Annotated in this window: 15 protein-coding genes and 1 pseudogene; 6 read left to right on the top strand and 10 right to left on the bottom strand. The window is 68.5% G+C overall.

Annotated elements, in window-relative coordinates; all coding sequences use genetic code 11:
• Positions 1 to 24: 24 nt before the first annotated feature.
• Complete coding sequence (glgA, locus tag QGN30_RS21525) at positions 25 to 1,197, bottom strand: glycogen synthase (protein ID WP_009956313.1); 1,173 nt, start codon at positions 1,195 to 1,197, stop codon at positions 25 to 27.
• A 156-nt stretch (positions 1,198 to 1,353) separates the two neighbouring features.
• Between glgA and glgC the strand changes: the two genes are divergently transcribed.
• Positions 1,354 to 2,568 carry a glucose-1-phosphate adenylyltransferase gene (gene glgC / locus QGN30_RS21520; RefSeq protein ID WP_008254617.1) on the top strand — a complete coding sequence of 405 codons (1,215 nt, stop codon included), beginning with the start codon at positions 1,354 to 1,356 and terminating at the stop codon, positions 2,566 to 2,568.
• A 113-nt stretch (positions 2,569 to 2,681) separates the two neighbouring features.
• On the opposite strand, the gene QGN30_RS21515 is transcribed toward glgC, so the two are convergent.
• The 5 genes from QGN30_RS21515 to QGN30_RS21495 all read right to left on the bottom strand — a co-directional run bounded on the left by QGN30_RS21515 (position 2,682) and on the right by QGN30_RS21495 (position 7,338).
• Positions 2,682 to 3,356: a methyltransferase family protein gene (locus tag QGN30_RS21515; protein WP_009956312.1), complete on the bottom strand. Its 675-nt coding sequence runs from the start codon at positions 3,354 to 3,356 to the stop codon at positions 2,682 to 2,684.
• Positions 3,357 to 3,363: 7 nt separating this feature from the next.
• Positions 3,364 to 5,007, bottom strand: a complete 1,644-nt coding sequence (locus tag QGN30_RS21510; protein WP_014384062.1) for an ABC transporter permease — start codon at positions 5,005 to 5,007, stop codon at positions 3,364 to 3,366.
• Positions 5,004 to 5,969 (bottom strand): ABC transporter ATP-binding protein, encoded by a 966-nt coding sequence (locus tag QGN30_RS21505; protein ID WP_014941451.1) that lies wholly within the window; start codon positions 5,967 to 5,969, stop codon positions 5,004 to 5,006. Before QGN30_RS21505 ends, QGN30_RS21510 begins: the two co-directional genes overlap by 4 nt.
• Positions 5,959 to 6,597: a TetR/AcrR family transcriptional regulator gene (locus tag QGN30_RS21500; protein ID WP_009956308.1), complete on the bottom strand. Its 639-nt coding sequence runs from the start codon at positions 6,595 to 6,597 to the stop codon at positions 5,959 to 5,961. Before QGN30_RS21500 ends, QGN30_RS21505 begins: the two co-directional genes overlap by 11 nt.
• Positions 6,598 to 6,669: 72 nt before the next feature.
• Complete coding sequence (locus tag QGN30_RS21495; protein WP_009956306.1) at positions 6,670 to 7,338, bottom strand: O-methyltransferase; 669 nt, start codon at positions 7,336 to 7,338, stop codon at positions 6,670 to 6,672.
• A 201-nt stretch (positions 7,339 to 7,539) separates the two neighbouring features.
• Between QGN30_RS21495 and sigE the strand changes: the two genes are divergently transcribed.
• The 4 genes from sigE to tatB all read left to right on the top strand — a co-directional run bounded on the left by sigE (position 7,540) and on the right by tatB (position 10,921).
• Complete coding sequence (gene sigE, locus QGN30_RS21490; RefSeq protein WP_014384063.1) at positions 7,540 to 8,295, top strand: RNA polymerase sigma factor SigE; 756 nt, start codon at positions 7,540 to 7,542, stop codon at positions 8,293 to 8,295.
• A 141-nt stretch (positions 8,296 to 8,436) separates the two neighbouring features.
• On the top strand, positions 8,437 to 8,832 hold the full coding sequence (gene rseA, locus QGN30_RS21485; protein WP_020821917.1) for an anti-sigma E factor RseA: 396 nt from the start codon (positions 8,437 to 8,439) through the stop codon (positions 8,830 to 8,832).
• Between the two features lie 154 nt (positions 8,833 to 8,986).
• On the top strand, positions 8,987 to 10,501 hold the full coding sequence (htrA, locus tag QGN30_RS21480) for a serine protease HtrA (RefSeq protein WP_014384064.1): 1,515 nt from the start codon (positions 8,987 to 8,989) through the stop codon (positions 10,499 to 10,501).
• Positions 10,502 to 10,921, top strand: coding sequence for a Sec-independent protein translocase protein TatB (tatB, locus tag QGN30_RS21475; protein WP_009956299.1), 420 nt, complete (start codon positions 10,502 to 10,504; stop codon positions 10,919 to 10,921).
• Positions 10,922 to 10,928: 7 nt separating this feature from the next.
• Here the strand turns inward: tatB and QGN30_RS21470 are convergent, their stop codons facing one another.
• On the bottom strand, positions 10,929 to 12,083 hold the full coding sequence (locus tag QGN30_RS21470; protein WP_008254633.1) for an Mrp/NBP35 family ATP-binding protein: 1,155 nt from the start codon (positions 12,081 to 12,083) through the stop codon (positions 10,929 to 10,931).
• Between QGN30_RS21470 and QGN30_RS21465 the strand changes: the two are divergent.
• Positions 12,082 to 12,337, top strand: a pseudogene (locus QGN30_RS21465) (hypothetical protein); the annotation flags it as partial. The gene QGN30_RS21470 and the pseudogene QGN30_RS21465 overlap by 2 nt on opposite strands.
• On the opposite strand, the gene QGN30_RS21460 reads toward QGN30_RS21465, so the two are convergent.
• From QGN30_RS21460 to QGN30_RS21450, 3 genes are all read right to left on the bottom strand, one after another.
• Positions 12,307 to 13,629 (bottom strand): lytic transglycosylase domain-containing protein, encoded by a 1,323-nt coding sequence (locus QGN30_RS21460; protein WP_196233641.1) that lies wholly within the window; start codon positions 13,627 to 13,629, stop codon positions 12,307 to 12,309. The pseudogene QGN30_RS21465 and the gene QGN30_RS21460 sit on opposite strands and share 31 nt — an antisense overlap.
• A 104-nt stretch (positions 13,630 to 13,733) precedes the next feature.
• The gene (locus tag QGN30_RS21455) at positions 13,734 to 14,276 is read right to left on the bottom strand and encodes a DUF1003 domain-containing protein (protein ID WP_008254638.1); all 543 of its coding nucleotides are present in this window, start codon (positions 14,274 to 14,276) and stop codon (positions 13,734 to 13,736) included.
• Positions 14,273 to 15,580 (bottom strand): magnesium transporter MgtE N-terminal domain-containing protein, encoded by a 1,308-nt coding sequence (locus QGN30_RS21450; protein ID WP_008254643.1) that lies wholly within the window; start codon positions 15,578 to 15,580, stop codon positions 14,273 to 14,275. The genes QGN30_RS21455 and QGN30_RS21450 overlap by 4 nt, the downstream gene beginning before the upstream one ends.
• Positions 15,581 to 15,625: the final 45 nt, after the last annotated feature.

Below are 15,625 nucleotides of genomic sequence, written 5' to 3'. Positions count from 1 at the left end.
TTGCCGCCGAACGATTCGGCGGTGCTACGCACACACCTTCCGATAGATCTCCAGGGTCTGCTCGGCGACGTGGGCCCACGAGAACTCCTCGACGCAGCGTCGGCGTCCCGCCTTGCCGTAGCGCTGCGCTTTTGCGCGGTCGGCGACGAGCTCGTTGACCGCCTCGGCCAGTCCGGCCCGATAGCCCGCCACATCGCCGGGGTCGTAATGCACCAAAGTCCCGGTGACCCCGTCGGCGACCACCTCCGGGATCCCGCCCACATCCGAGGCCACCACAGCGGCCCCGCAGGCCATCGCCTCCAGATTCACGATGCCCAACGGCTCATACACCGACGGGCACACGAAAACCGCTGCGGCCGATAAGATTTCGCGCAACTCGCCGATGGGAAGCATTTCCCGGATCCAGAAGACGCCGGTGCGTCCGCGGGCCAGGCCGGCGACCGCATCCCGAATCTCCTCGGCGATCTCCGGGGTGTCGGGCGCCCCGGCGCACAGCAGCACCTGCGCCTCCGGGCTGAACCGGTGGGCGGCCGCCACCAGGTGCGCGACGCCCTTCTGCCGGGTGATGCGGCCCACGAACACCACCAGGGGACGGTCCGGATCGACACCCAGTGCGGCCAGCATCGACTCGCCCTGCGATGGGGCCGCCGGGCACCACACGTCGGTGTCGACACCGTTGCGGATGACGTGCACGGCCCCGGGATCCAGCGCGGGGTAGACGCGCAGGATGTCCTCGCGCATCGCGGAGCTCACCGCGATCACCGCGTCGGCGGCCAGCACCGCGGTGTGTTCGACCCAGGTCGAGATCCGGTAGCCCCCGCCGAGTTGTTCGGACTTCCACGGGCGCAGCGGCTCGAGCGAATGCGCGGTCAACACGTGCGGGACGTCATAGAGCAGCGCGGCCAGGTGCCCGGCCATGCCGGTGTACCAGGTGTGTGAATGCACCACGGTGGCCGCCGATGCCGCGTTGGCCATCAGCAGGTCGGCGGACAGCGTCGTCATCGCCGCGTTGGCGCCCTGCAACCGCGGGTCGGGCTGATGCACCTGCACGCCCTGGGCGCCCGGCCGGGGTGCCCCCATGCAATGCACGTCCACCGCGCACAGCCGGCGCAATTGGCTGACGAGTTCGGTGACGTGTACGCCCGCCCCTCCGTAGACCTCTGGGGGGTATTCCCGAGTCATCATCGCCACCCGCATACCCGCACGGTAGTTCCGCGACGGGGAGGGCCGCGAGCCGGGCGGCACCCTCGGTGCGCCCGCGCAGCCAAATACCTTGACGGACAGCCCCACAGAACGCGGGCAATAGCCCCTTCCCCCTGGCAGCGTTTCGCGGCGGCCGATAGGTTTGACACCATGAGGGAAGCACCACACGTGCTGGGCATCGTCCTGGCCGGCGGTGAGGGCAAGCGGCTGTATCCGCTGACCGCGGATCGCGCCAAGCCCGCGGTTCCCTTCGGCGGCGCCTATCGGCTGATCGACTTCGTGCTGTCCAACCTCGTCAACGCCCGCTATTTGCGGATCTGCGTTCTGACGCAGTACAAGTCGCATTCACTGGACCGTCACATATCACAGAACTGGCGGTTGTCCGGCTTGGCCGGTGAGTACATCACCCCGGTGCCCGCGCAGCAACGGCTCGGTCCGCGCTGGTACACCGGTTCGGCCGACGCGATCTACCAGTCGCTCAATCTGATCTACGACGAAGACCCCGACTACATAGTGGTTTTCGGCGCCGACCACGTGTACCGGATGGATCCCGAGCAGATGGTCCGGTTCCACATCGACAGCGGGGCGGGCGCGACCGTCGCCGGCATCCGGGTGCCGCGCAGCGAGGCCACCGCGTTCGGGTGTATCGACTCCGACGAGTCCGGGCGCATCCGCCAATTCGTGGAGAAGCCACTGGATCCGCCCGGCACCCCGGACGACCCCGAGACGACGTTCGTGTCGATGGGCAATTACATCTTCACCACCAAGGTGCTCATCGACGCGATCCGCGCGGACGCCGACGACGACCATTCCGATCACGACATGGGTGGTGACATCATCCCGCGACTGGTCGACGACGGGATGGCCGCGGTGTACGACTTCAGCGACAACGAGGTGCCCGGCGCCACCGACCGTGACCGGGCCTACTGGCGTGACGTCGGGACGCTCGACGCGTTCTACGACGCACACATGGACCTGGTGTCGGTGCATCCGGTGTTCAACCTCTACAACAAGCGTTGGCCGATCCGCGGCGAGTCGGAGAACCTGGCGCCGGCAAAGTTCGTCAACGGCGGTTCCGCGCAGGAGTCGGTGGTGGGCGCCGGCAGCATCATCTCGGCGGCCTCGGTGCGCAACTCGGTGCTTTCGTCCAACGTCGTGGTCGACGACGGCGCGATCGTGGAGGGCAGCGTGATCATGCCCGGCGCTCGCGTCGGCCGTGGCGCGGTGGTGCGCCACGCGATCCTGGACAAGAACGTCGTCGTGGGGCCGGGCGAGATGGTCGGGGTGGACCTGGAGAAGGACCGCGAGCGCTTCGCGATCAGCGCCGGCGGTGTGGTCGCGGTGGGCAAGGGCGTCTGGATCTAGCTCGGTCAGGCACCGCGAACCGTGCTTCGGCGCCGACATTGCGAAAGTTGTTGATCCGCAACATCGTCGCGCCTGGTGGCGCCGACGCCGGGCTAATACCCTCGGCGCGCCGGCTACCAGAGGTAGGGAACCAACCGGTAGCGCACGCGCTCGGCGTATTCGCGGTACCCGGGCAATTCGTCGAAGAGGAGCTTCTCTTCGTCGAACATGCGCAGCGCGAGCACGATGGTGCCGGGGATGACGAAGAGCAGCCCCCAATACGAGTCGAGCGCCAGGGGGATACCGATCATCATGATCACGTTTCCGACGTACATCGGATGGCGCACGAATCGATACAGGCCACCGGACACCAAGGTCTGGTCCGCTTCCACCGTGACCGTGGCGCCGGCATAGTTGTTCTGGACGATCACCAGCATGGCGATGCCGAGCCCGGTCGCCACCAGCAGATCGCCGAGCAGCGACAGCCAGACCGGTACCGACGACCAGCCGAACCGATGATCGAGCGCGCTGAACACCATCGTCGCGAAGAGACCCAGGAACGAGGCGGTGATGATGAACTTCTGCGAGGTTCGGGGTTCGGCCCGCGGGCCGGCACGCATGCGCCGCTGCAGGGCCGCGGGGTTGGCCCTGCTCAGGTAGACCGTGGGCACGATGGTCGCCACCGTGAACACGGCGATGAAAACCCACGCCTGCCAGTAGTGCAGCGTGCCCGCCGGCAAGAGCAGGATCAACACCCACGAGAGAATGCCTCCGAGGGATGTCGTCGTCACGCGGATCCCGGTTTTCATCTCGCTCCTAGCAGCGTAGATCGCGGCGCCGAAAAGCCAGGGCGCCCAGAATTACCAACCCTACGTCGATGGCCAGTAGGCATAGCAAGGGCACGGCGGTGAAATCGGCGCCAATTCTCGGGATGTGCCCGAACGGTTCCAGGTCGAGCAACCACTGCGGGAACCGGGCCAACGATCCGATCAGGTACAGAGCGATGAAACCGATCAGCACGCCCCAGGCCACCGGTGTGAACCGCGGCGCGACGCCGAATACGCAGACCGTCACGGCCGACAACAGCCAGACGGCCGGGAGTTGGACCGCCGCGCTTGCGACGACCATCGCGAGTTTGCCGCCCACATCGCCGGCCGCGATGCCGTAGACAACTCCGGCGGTTACCCCGCAGGCCAGCATCGCGAGCGCGGATCCGCCCAGCGCGGTCACCAAATGGCTCGCGAGCCAACGAGTTCGCGACACCGCGCCGGCCAGCACCGTTTCGGCTCGCTGGCTGGATTCTTCCTGGTGCAACCGCAACGTGAGCGAAACGGCGAACGCGGCGGCCACCATGCCCATCATGGCGAAAGCCACGGCGATGAAGGCCTGCTCGAGGGCGCTGGTGCCGCCCATCCGCGCGACGATATCGCGGGCCGGACCGCTGTCGCCCAGCTCGTCACCGATGCCGTGCACCACGCTGCCCACCAGCAACCCGTATAGGCACAGTCCGACCGTCCACAACAGCAGCGCGGCCCGGTCGAGACGCCACGTCAGCCCGAACGCGTTGCCCAGCGCCGGCGCGGCGGTCGCGGGACCGGGCCGCTCCGCGATGAGCCCCGCGCCGACGTCACGGCCGGCGAGCAGCCAATACGCCACCATGGTCAACGCGGACGCCGTGACCAGGTGCAGCAGCAGCACCCACCAGCGATCACCCGCATACGGTTTGACCAGTAGCGACCACCCCAGCGGAGACAGCCACGACAGTGTGCCCGACCCGGCGTCGCCGACGGCGCGCAGCGTGAACGCGGTTCCCAGGACGGCGAACGCGGCACCGCGGGCGAACCTGGCGCTGGGCGACAACTGCGCGGTCACCGCGGCGACCGCGGTGAACACCAGGCCGGAGCAGGCCAGCGCCGCACCGAACGCCAGTGACCCGGCCGCCGGGACGTCGGTGCTCAGCAGGCCGGCCGCGCCGATCGCGCCGGTGCCGAGCGAGGCCCCGAAAGACAGCAGCAGCGCCGCGCTCAGGCTGGCGTAGCGACCGATCGCGGTCGAGTCCACCAACTCGGTCCGTCCGTTCTCCTCGTCGGCGCGGGTGTGCCGGATCATCGTGAGGATGACGGCCACCGCGATCAGCACGTGGAACATCCCGGCCTTCCAAATCCCCACGGCGCCAAGGCTGTCGCTGTAGACCTGGCCATACAGCGCACGCTGGGCCGGGCTGGCCATGATGGAGGCGGCGAACCCGGCACGGGCGGCCTCGGTGGGGTAGATCTTTTCGATGCTGCCGACGTACACCGTCGCCAGCGGCACCGACAGCAGAAACACCCACAGCGGCAACGAGAGCCGATCCCGGCGCAGGTATAGCCGCAACATCGCAAGCGTTCCGGAGAAGTTCGAACTGCGCTGGGGCGCAGGCGATGCCGACGCGTGAGGCCGGTCCAGTGTGGTCGCGCTCATGACAACGACACCTTTTGCGCATCGCGCCCGTGCCGGCCGTCGCCGCCGGACGCGTCTCCGGACGTGTCATAGTGGCGCAAGAAGAGCTCTTCGAGCGTCGGCGGCTGGCTGACGAGACTGCTCACGCCGGCGTCACCGAGCACGCGGATGAGCTCACCCAGGCTTTCGCTATCGACCTGGGCGCGCAGCGTATTACCCTCGACGCTGATGTCCTCGACGCCCTTGATCCGCCTGAGATCGCCCGGATCGCCGATCATTTCGGCCCTGATCGAGGTGCGGCTCAGATGCCGCATGGAGCTCAGCGAACCACTTTCGATGGTCTTGCCCGCCCGGATGATCGTCACGCGTTCGCACAACGCTTCCGTTTCGGCCAGGATGTGGCTGGACAACAACACCGTCGTGCCCCGGTCACGGGCCTGCGCCACGCACTGTTGAAACACGTTCTCCATCAGCGGGTCCAGTCCACTGCTGGGCTCGTCCAGGAGCAACAGCCTGGCATGGGACGAGAACGCCGAGATGAGGGAGACCTTCTGGCGGTTGCCCTTCGAATACGTGCGGGCCTTCTTGTGCGGGTCCAAATCGAAGCGCTCGATCAGCTCCGCGCGGCGCCGCTTGTCGATGCCGCCGCGCATGCGGGCCAGCAGGTCGATGGTCTCTCCACCTGTCAGCGACGGCCACAGCGTCACATCACCAGGAACGTAAGCGATTTGACGATGCAGCGCAACGGATTGGGTCCAGGGATCACCGCCCAGCAACCGCACGCTACCGCTGTCGGCCTTCACCAGGCCCAGCAGGATGCGGATCGTGGTGGACTTCCCGGCGCCGTTGGGGCCGAGGAATCCGTGGACCTCCCCCTCTCGCACAGTGAGATCGAGGCCGTCCAGCGCCTGCACCGCGCCGAATCTCTTGGTGAGGCCCCGGATTTCGACAGGGGCGGAGCCGACTGAATTTTCAGGTGCCATGGAATTCTCCTTGATCTTCGGCAGCCAGGAACGCGTCGTACATGGTCCGGTCGGTCAGCAGCCCTTCGGTATAGACCTCGAGGGCGGGCAGGATCATGTCGCGCGAGTAGTCGCGCAGCACCGCGCGCAGATCCGTTGGTGTGTCGTGCATTTGGATGTAGAGCAGGAATCCGCCGCCTCCGGTGATCGCCAGATACTTGGCCCGGGCCTGGGGATCGCGGCTGGGTTTGATCGTCCCTGCGCGCACGCCCTCTTCCATGTACCCTTCCGTGTTGTCAATCATCCTGCGCCACATCATGTTCGCTAGATCGCCGCCGGTCTGCATGCTGCGCACCAGGTATGCCATCAGTGGTGCGTAGTCCTCGATCTCTGCCAACTGGGCGAACCAGGTGGCCGGGTCGTTGGACTGGATAGCCTCGGACTTGGTGTTGCGGATCTTTTCGGCGATGTAGTCCTCGCAGGCCTTGCGCAGGCCCTCCTTGGAGCCGAAGTGGTGGATCACCAGCGCGGCACTCACGCCCGCCGCTTCGGCGATGGCGCGAAGCCCGACACCGAACCCGTGCTCGCCGAACTGCTCGATGGCCGCATCGCGGATCCGGGCGGCGGCCGTCAGGTCGGCTGAACGCATGTTCAGTACACTAAACATGCGTTCAGCCCGCGGTCAAGGACGACCCGCGTCAAGAATTCGTAAAAGTGCGAATCAGTCGCGAACGGCGGCCAGGATGCCGTCGCCGAGCGGCACCAGCGCCGGGGTGAGCCGCTCGTCCTCGGCGATGAGGCGGGCCGCCTCGCGCACCGCCACCACCTCGGCGTCGCGGGCGGTCGGATCGCCGGCCCGCCCGCCCAGTGCGGCCCGGTGCACCACGATCACGCCGCCCGGGCGCAGCAACCGGACGCCCTCGACGACGTAGTCCGGCTGATCGATCGGGTCGGCGTCGATGAACACCAGGTCATAGGACTCGTCGGCGAGCCGGGTGAGCACCTCTTGGGCGCGGCCGCCGATCAGCCGGCTGCGCGACGGTCCGATGCCCGCCTCGCTGAACGCCTGCTTGGCCAGCCGCAGGTATTCGGGCTCGATGTCGATCGTGGTCAAGACGCCGTCGTCGCTCATGCCCGACAGCAACCACAAGCCGCTGACGCCGGCGCCGGTGCCCACTTCGGCGACGGCCTTGCCGCCGCTCAGCTTCGTAAGCATGCTCAACAACGCCCCGACGGCCGGCGTCACCGCGCCCGCCCCGATGTCGACGGCCCGCTCCCGGGCGGCGGCCAGCAGCGCGTCCTCCGATATCGATCCCTCGGCGTGGGCAAACAGCGATTCGGCCCGGCTGGGCGCCGTGTGGCCAGGGGCTTCTGCGTCGGTGCCGTCCATGCCCGCAGCGTATTCCAATTCATCGCACGAACGGACAGGCGCGCCTGAACCGCACGCTGGCGACACGCCCAAGAGGCCCGGCGCGTTTAAGGTCACCGCGCGGTGGATATTTCCTGCACAACGCAGGGCAAGAAACGGTTTCTCAGGCGCAGCTCAGATTGTTCATATACCGCACATACGCCGATACGCGACGGTGTCCGTATGGATCGCGGAGCGCGTTGGACGGGGAATACCGAATGGCAGCTGCCTGTTGCCGTCAATGACGAAGTGCCACTGGGTGGCGCACCCGATTCGGAGGAATTGATTATCACCACTCTTCTCAGTCCGTCCAGCATGTCGCACGCGCAAGAGCGCCCCACCGACGAGTGGGTGGAGCCCTCGGACGTCCCGCAGGGGACCGCGGTTTTCGACGCGACCGGGGACAAGGCGGCCATGCCGTCGTGGGACGAGCTGGTACGCCAGCACGCCGACCGGGTGTACCGGCTGGCCTACCGGCTTTCCGGCAATCAGCACGACGCCGAGGACCTCACCCAGGAGACCTTCATCCGGGTCTTCCGGTCCGTGCAGAACTATCAGCCGGGAACGTTCGAAGGGTGGCTGCACCGCATCACCACCAACCTCTTCCTCGACATGGTGCGCCGACGCGCGCGCATCCGGATGGAGGCGCTGCCCGAGGATTACGAGCGGGTGCCCGCCGACGAGCCCAACCCCGAGCAGATCTATCACGATTCACGGCTGGGGCCCGATTTGCAGGCCGCGCTCGATTCGCTGCCGCCGGAATTTCGCGCGGCCGTCGTCCTGTGCGACATCGAAGGCCTGTCCTACGAGGAGATCGGTGCCACCCTGGGCGTGAAGCTCGGGACCGTCCGCAGCCGCATCCACCGCGGACGCCAAGCCTTGCGGGACTACCTGGCCGCCCACTCCGGTCGGCAGGAACTGCGCGCCCAGTCGGCGTAGGCAGCGTCGCCCGCCTGTTTCGGCAGCGGAGCGATCAGGTAGATATTCAGCGGCTTTGCGCCCGTAGCTGCGGTATTGCGCACCGGCTCGCGCTACATTCGAGAGGAGGCGGCAATGAGAATGAGTGGCAAGGAGCTGGTAATGCCCGATCGAGGACATGTGTTCCGCCGCGCGTTCTCCTGGCTTCCCGCCCAGTTCGCCTCCCAGAGCGACGCGCCCGTGGGCGCACCCCGCCAGTTCGGTTCCACCGAGCACCTGTCCGTCGAAGCAATCGCCGCGTTCGTCGACGGCGAGTTGCGGATGAACGCTCACCTGCGGGCCGCGCATCACCTGTCGATGTGCCCCCAGTGCGCGGCCGAGGTCGACGATCAGAGTCGGACGCGCGCGGCGCTGCGCGACTCCCACCCCATCCGCATCCCCAGCACGCTGCTCGGCATGCTGGCCGAAATTCCCTACGACTCGCGCGACGACTCGACCGCGCCGGCCTCCGACCCCTTCGCCGACCGCGAGGCCCGCGAGCGGCGCAAGCGCCGATAGTCGGACCCGCTGCGCACTCGCCCCACACGCTCGTTCATGTCGCCCTACGGCGCGCCGTGGATACTAGGGTGGACACGGACAACGCCGGTGCCGCGTATCTCGGCCGGTAAAGGCCCGTCTCGCGCGCTCAAGTAGAGGATCCAAAAGGGATAACGTGACGTCCGACCAAGGCTTCGACCGAAGCAATGACAGCGGCAACCGCCTGGCGCCGCGCCCCGTCTCGCGTCCGCCGGTCGACCCCGCATCGCGTCGGGAGTTCAGTCGTCCCGACGGGTTGCGCGGGTCGTTCGTGGCCGAGCGCGTCCGCCCGCAGAAGTACCGGGACCAGGCCGAATTCCGGCCGAGCGATCGTCCGGCCGACCCCGTCCTCGAGGAGGCGTTCCACCGGCCGGAGGGCAGCTCCGATTCGCTGCAACGCCACCCCGTGGACGTGGGCGCGCTGGCCGCCGAGAAAAACGGCGGGGAGCCCGACGAGCTGGACGACCCCTGGCGGGACCCGGGGGCCGCGGCGGCCCTAGGAACGCCGGCGGTCGCGCCATCGACGTCGCGCTCCGCCCTGGGCTACGGCGGCAAACTGGGCGTGCGCGACGTGCTGTTCGGCGGCCGGGTGTCCTACCTCGCGCTGCTCGTGTTGGCGCTCATCGCGTTGGTCATCGGCCTCGTCGGCGGGGTGGTGGGCCGCAAGACGGCCGAGGTCGCCGAGGCGTTCACCACCTCCAAGGTGACGCTGTCGACCAACGGCAACGGGGAAGGCCCGGCCGGGCGCTTCGCCAAGGTGGCGTCGGCGACCGCGAACTCCGTGGTGACCATCGAGTCCAAGAGTGACCAGGAGGGCATGCAGGGCTCCGGCGTCGTCATCGACGGGCGTGGCTACATCGTCACCAACAACCACGTCATCTCCGAAGCGGCGAACAACCCCAGCCAGTTCAAGACCACCGTGGTGTTCAACGACGGCAAGGAAGTGCCCGCCAACCTGGTCGGGCGCGACCCCAAGACCGACCTGGCGGTGATCAAGGTCGACAACGTCGACAACCTGAGCGTGGCGCGCCTGGGCGATTCCGACAAGGTGCGGGTGGGTGACGAGGTCCTCGCCGCGGGTGCGCCGCTGGGGCTGCGCAGCACCGTGACGCACGGCATCATCAGCGCGCTGCACCGGCCGGTTCCGCTGTCCGGGGAGGGCTCGGACACCGACACGGTGATCGACGCCCTGCAGACCGACGCGTCGATCAACCACGGCAACTCGGGTGGCCCGCTGATCGACATGGATTCCCAGGTGATCGGCATCGACACCGCGGGTAAGTCGTTGTCGGACAGCGCAAGTGGGCTCGGCTTCGCGATCCCGATCAACGAGGCCAAGGAAGTCGCCCAGACCTTGATCCGGGACGGAAAGATCGTGCATCCGACGCTGGGCGTCAGCACCCGCTCGGTGAGCAACGCGATCGCCTCCGGCGCCCAGGTCGCCAACGTGAAGGCGGGAAGTCCGGCGCAGAAGGGCGGCGTCCTGGAAAACGACGTCGTCGTCAAGGTGGGTAACCGCAAGGTTGCCGACGCCGACGAGTTCGTGGTCGCGGTGCGGCAGCTGACCATCGGCCAGGATTCCCCGATCGAGGTGGTCCGCGATGGCCGCCACGTCACCCTGACGGTGAAACCGGACCCGGATAACGGCTAGATGTTCGCCAACGTCGGCTGGGGAGAGATGCTCGTCCTCGTCGTGGTCGGGTTGGTGGTCCTCGGCCCCGAACGGCTCCCCGGCGCCATCCGATGGTCGGCCAACGCGCTGCGTCAGGCGCGCGATTACCTCAGCGGTGTGACCAGTCAGCTGCGCGAGGACCTCGGGCCCGAGTTCGACGACCTGCGGGGCCCGCTCAGCGAATTGCAGAAGCTGCGCGGCATGACCCCCCGCGCCGCGCTCACCAAGCACCTGCTGGACGGCGACGACTCGTTTCTGACCGGAAACTTCGACAAGCCGGTGAACGGCGCCCCGCCGGAGACGCCGCCACCCGCGCCTCCCACGCCGGCGAACGGCCAGACGCTTGGGGCGGAACAGCAGACGGGCGACCGCACGCCGTTCGACACCGACGCGACCTGAACCGGTTTCAGCGGCCTTTGGGATCGAGCCCGAGCGATACGCCGGCCAGCCCGCGCCGACGTGAGGACAAACTGTCGGCCACCCCGCGCAGCGCCTTGCCCACCGGCGAATCCGGCGCACTCAGTACCAGCGGAACGCCGGAATCGCCCGCGGCCACCAGCTCGGGATCCAGCGGGATCTGGCCCAGCAGCGGCACATCGGCGCCGACCGCGCGCGACAACCGCTCGGCCACCTGCTCGCCGCCGCCCTCACCGAACACCTTCAGCGTCGAGCCGTCCGGCAACGTGAGCCCGGACATGTTCTCCACGACGCCGGCGAGGCGTTGGCGCGTCTGCAGCGCGATGCTGCCGGCCCGCTCGGCGACCTCGGCCGCCGCCAGCTGTGGCGTCGTCACCACCAGAATCTCCGCGTTGGGGATCAGCTGAGCCACCGAGATGGCGATGTCGCCGGTCCCCGGCGGCAGATCGAGCAGCAGCACGTCCAGGTCGCCCCAGTAGACGTCGGCCAGGAACTGCTGTAGCGCGCGGTGCAGCATCGGTCCGCGCCACACCACCGGAGTGTTGCCCTCGGTGAACTGAGCGATCGAGATGACCCGCACCTCGTGCGCGATGGGCGGCAGGATCATCGACTCGACCTGGGTGGGGCGGTCGGTAGTGCCCATCATCCGGGGGATGGAATGGCCGTGGATGTCGGCGTCCAGCAGCCCGACGGACAGGCCGCGGGCCGCCATCGCCGCGGCCAGGTTGACCGTGACGGTGGACTTGCCGACCCCGCCCTTCCCGGACGCCACCGCATAGACCCGCGTCAGCGAATTCGGTTGTGCGAACGGGATAATCGGCTCGCGGGCGTCACCGCGCAGCTGCTTGCGCAGCTCGGTGCGCTGTTCGTCGCTCATCACGTCCAGGGTGACCTTCACCGCGCCGGTGCCCGGGACGTCGGAGACCGCCTGGCTGACCCGGTCGCTGATCTCGTTCTTCTTCGGACAGCTGGCGGTGGTCAGATAGATCGCGACGTGAACCGAGCCGTCGGGTTCGGTGTCGATGCTTTTGACCATCCCGAGATCGGTGATGGGGCGCCGCAGTTCGGGGTCGATGACCTTCCCCAGTGCGGTGCGGATCGCCGCGCTCAGGTCGGCTGCGTCAGAAGAGTCGTGGCTGGACATCACCGCCGAGTGTAGGCGTGCGCGACGGAGCGGTTGGGCGGCGACCCGTTCAGGATCGTTTGGCGGCGACCCGCTGCGCCCGGCCTTGCCGCGCTTGCGATCGCCGCGGGGTCAGTTGGCGGCGACCCGCTGCGCCCGGCTTCGCCGCGCTTGCGATCGCCGCGGGATCGTTTGGCGGCGACCCGCTGCGCCCGGCTTCGCCGCGCTTGCGATCGCCGCGGGGTCAGTTGGCCGGGCCCGGCGCGGGCTTAAGCGGCGCTGACGCGTTCGGCGCCGCCGGGGGAGCGGCCGGCTTGGGCGACGGTGCGGCTTGCGGCGCAACCGGGGGCGCCGGCGGCGCGATCGGTGCCGGGGGCGGGACGACATCCGGGGGCGGCGGAGCGAACGGCGGCTGCGCGAAGGGCGCAGGCGGCGCGAACGGTGGCGGGGGCCCCGCGGGCGCCGCGCTTTGGGTGCCGATGCAGATCACGGTGCACCCGGGAAGTTGGGTCGGCGCCTGCTGAGGCGTGGGAGACATCCAGGGGAACATCGGCGGCGGACTGACCATCGCCGGGCTGCTCAGGTCGATAAGCGGCACGCGCGCCAGCGGGTCGTCCATCGGCAGGCCGTTGATGTTCATCGGCAGGTTGGGTCCGAGCCCCTCGGGATGCTCGAGGTGCGCGTCGCCCAGCGGCGGCGGCGGTCCGGTCATCGGCGGCAGGTCGACCGGGACGACGCCCGTGGCGTAGGCCGCGGCCCAGCCCAGCACGTTCTGCGCGTAGGGCATCGAGTTGTTGTAGCGCAGAATCGCGGCCAGCACCTGCGACTGATCACGCAGGTTCAGCCCGCCGCTGCACAAGTACCGCGCGGCCGCGAGCGTCGAGTCGAACAGGTTCTGCGGGTCGGCCACGCCGTCGCCCTTGCCGTCGGAGGCGTAGCGCGCCCAGGTCCCCGGCAAGAACTGCATCGGTCCCATCGCGCGGGCGTAGGTGACGCGATTGCCGGCGCTGCTCTGGATGATGACCTCGTTGCCGGGCAGCGTGCCGTCCAGCGACGGGCCGTAGATCGGGTTGATCGCGGTTCCGCGTGCGTCCACCGCACCGCCGCCCGCGTGGCCCGATTCGATGCGCCCGATGCCGGCCAGCAAATTCCAGCTGACGCCGCAACCGGGGGCGGCGACGGCCATCTTCTGCTCCGCATTGCGGTAGGCGGCCAATGCGATGCTCGGAATGCCCAGTGCGCCACGCGCATTGACGATCATCGCCGGCGGCGGCGCGGACAGCGCGGGCTCGGCGACGTGAAAGGCGGTGGGGCTGCGGTCGATTGGGACGACGGCGGGCCCGGAGAGGTCCGGGAAGGAGGGCGAGACCGCGGCCACCGGAGTGACTGCGGCGTGGACCGGCGGCATGTGCGCCGGAAGTTCAGGAGCCGCCCCGCTGACGGCGCCCGCGAAGACCAATGGAGTAATCATGGCGACGCCGAATATCGGCTTGCGCGTGTTCCGAAGTGCTTGCTGCCGCACAGTCGCGGCGGCCGGGCCCGCACCCCGGCTTCCCCCTATGCGCACTCGACCGTCCTAGTGTGAGCTGGGCGTACTTTCTGTTAGCTCGGTGAACCAGATCACCATACATAACTCTTGTGACACGAGTGGCGCAATGGTTGAAGAGGTTCTCACCTGGATTTCTTAGCCGCGCGCTCCAAGTTGTCGCCCTGCCGCGGCGGCCCCGAGTCCGGGGTCCCGGGCTGCAGATTGGCCAGCCTTTCGCGCAGGTCATCCAGCTCGTGGCGCAGGTATTCACGCGTCACCACCTCGCCGACGGCCAGGCGTAACGCGGCCAGTTCGCGGGCCAGGTACTCGGTGTCGGCCTTGGTCTGGGCGGCGCGACGGCGGTCCTCTTCGAGCGTGACGCGGTCGCGGTTCTCCTGCCGGTTCTGCGCCAGCAGGATCAGCGGGGCCGCGTAGGCGGCCTGGGTTGAGAACGCCAGGTTCAGCAGGATGAACGGGTAGGGGTCCCAGCGCACCGTCACCGCGAACAGGTTCAACGCGATCCACACGAACACCACGACCGTCTGCAGCAAAAGGTAGCGGCCGGTGCCGAAGAACCGCGCGATGGACTCGGTGAATTGCCCGACGGTCTCGGGGTCCAGCCGCGGCGAGTATCTGCGCGATGTCCGCGGGGTGTACAGCCCTCGCGGAGCCGTGGATTTGCTCACGAGGATCCTCCCAGTCCTTCGAACCGGCCGGCGGTGTCGAGTTCCTGCATGTCCACGCGCCAGTCGTGCGGCAGCAGGTGATCGAGCAGGTCGTCCACCGTGACCGCGCCCAACAGGTGGTTCTGGTCGTCGACGACGGGACCGCACACCAGGTTGTACGCGGCGAGGTAGCGGGTCACGGCGACCAGCGGAGTCTCCGGTGTCAGCGTGAGCAACTCGCTGTCGACGATCCCGCCGACCAGCTCGGCCGGCGCCTCGCGCAGCAGCCGCTGCAAGTGCACGCAGCCCAGATAGCGGCCCGTCGGCGTCGCCGTCGGCGGCCGCGCGACAAAAACCATCGACGACAGGGCGGTGCTCAGGTCCGGATCGCGGACCCGTGCCAGCGCCTCCGCGACCGACGTGTCGGGGGTGAGCACCACCGGATTGGAGGTCATCAGGCCGCCCGCGGTGTCCGGCGAATGCGTCAGCAGCCGGCGCACGGGGGCGGACTCGTCGGGGTCCATCCGGGTCAACAGCATCTCGGCGTCGGTGGGGTTCAGCATGCCGAGCAGGTCGGCGGCGTCGTCGGGATCCATCTCCTCGAGCACGTCGGCCGATCGCTCGGTGCCCAGCTGCGAGAGGACCTCGGCCTGGTCCTGCTCCGGCAGCTCCTGCAGGATGTCGGCCAGCCGGTCGTCGTTGAGCGCCCTGAGCACCTCGTAGCGGCGCTTGGCCGGCAGCCCGCGGATCGCGTCGGCCACATCGACCGGCTTGCGCCCTTCGAACTGGCCCAGCAGCTGCGCCACTCCCTGCCCCGGCAAGGCCAGGGCCGACGGGGTCAAACCCTGCACGCTCTGCCAGTCCACGACGTGCACGGGACCGCGCCGTCCGAGCCGCCGGTGGGTGCGCACGGCGACCCGGCTCACCATCCAGTCGCGCGTCCGGTTCTGTTCGATGCCCAGGTCGGTGACCACCACGTCGAGGCCGGCAAGCTCCGGCAGTTCGGGGTCGTTGACTTTGACCTGGGTGTCCAGCACCTGGCCGATCGCCAGCACCTCCCCGGGTCGCTGCACGAAGTGGCGTAGGGACACGTTGCCGGTGCTCAGCGTCACGGCGTTGGGCTCGATGGACGCGACCCGCAGGATCGGGATGAAGATGCTGCGCCGGGTCGCGAGGTCGACGACCAGTCCCAGGACCCGCGGCTGCTGGCGGACGATGCTGATGCTGATCACCACGTCGCGGATCCGACCGACGGATTCCCCGAGTGGACCCAACACCAACATCCGCGCGAGCCGCGCGATGTACACCCTGTTGACCGATCCCATGGAAGTAGAGCCTAGGCAGCCGCCGGCCCGATGGCAGACCGGCCG

Source organism: Mycobacterium sp. 3-98 (genome assembly GCF_035918355.1).
Lineage (GTDB): Bacteria > Actinomycetota > Actinomycetes > Mycobacteriales > Mycobacteriaceae > Mycobacterium > Mycobacterium intracellulare.
This window is presented reverse-complemented; position numbering and strand designations above follow the sequence as displayed.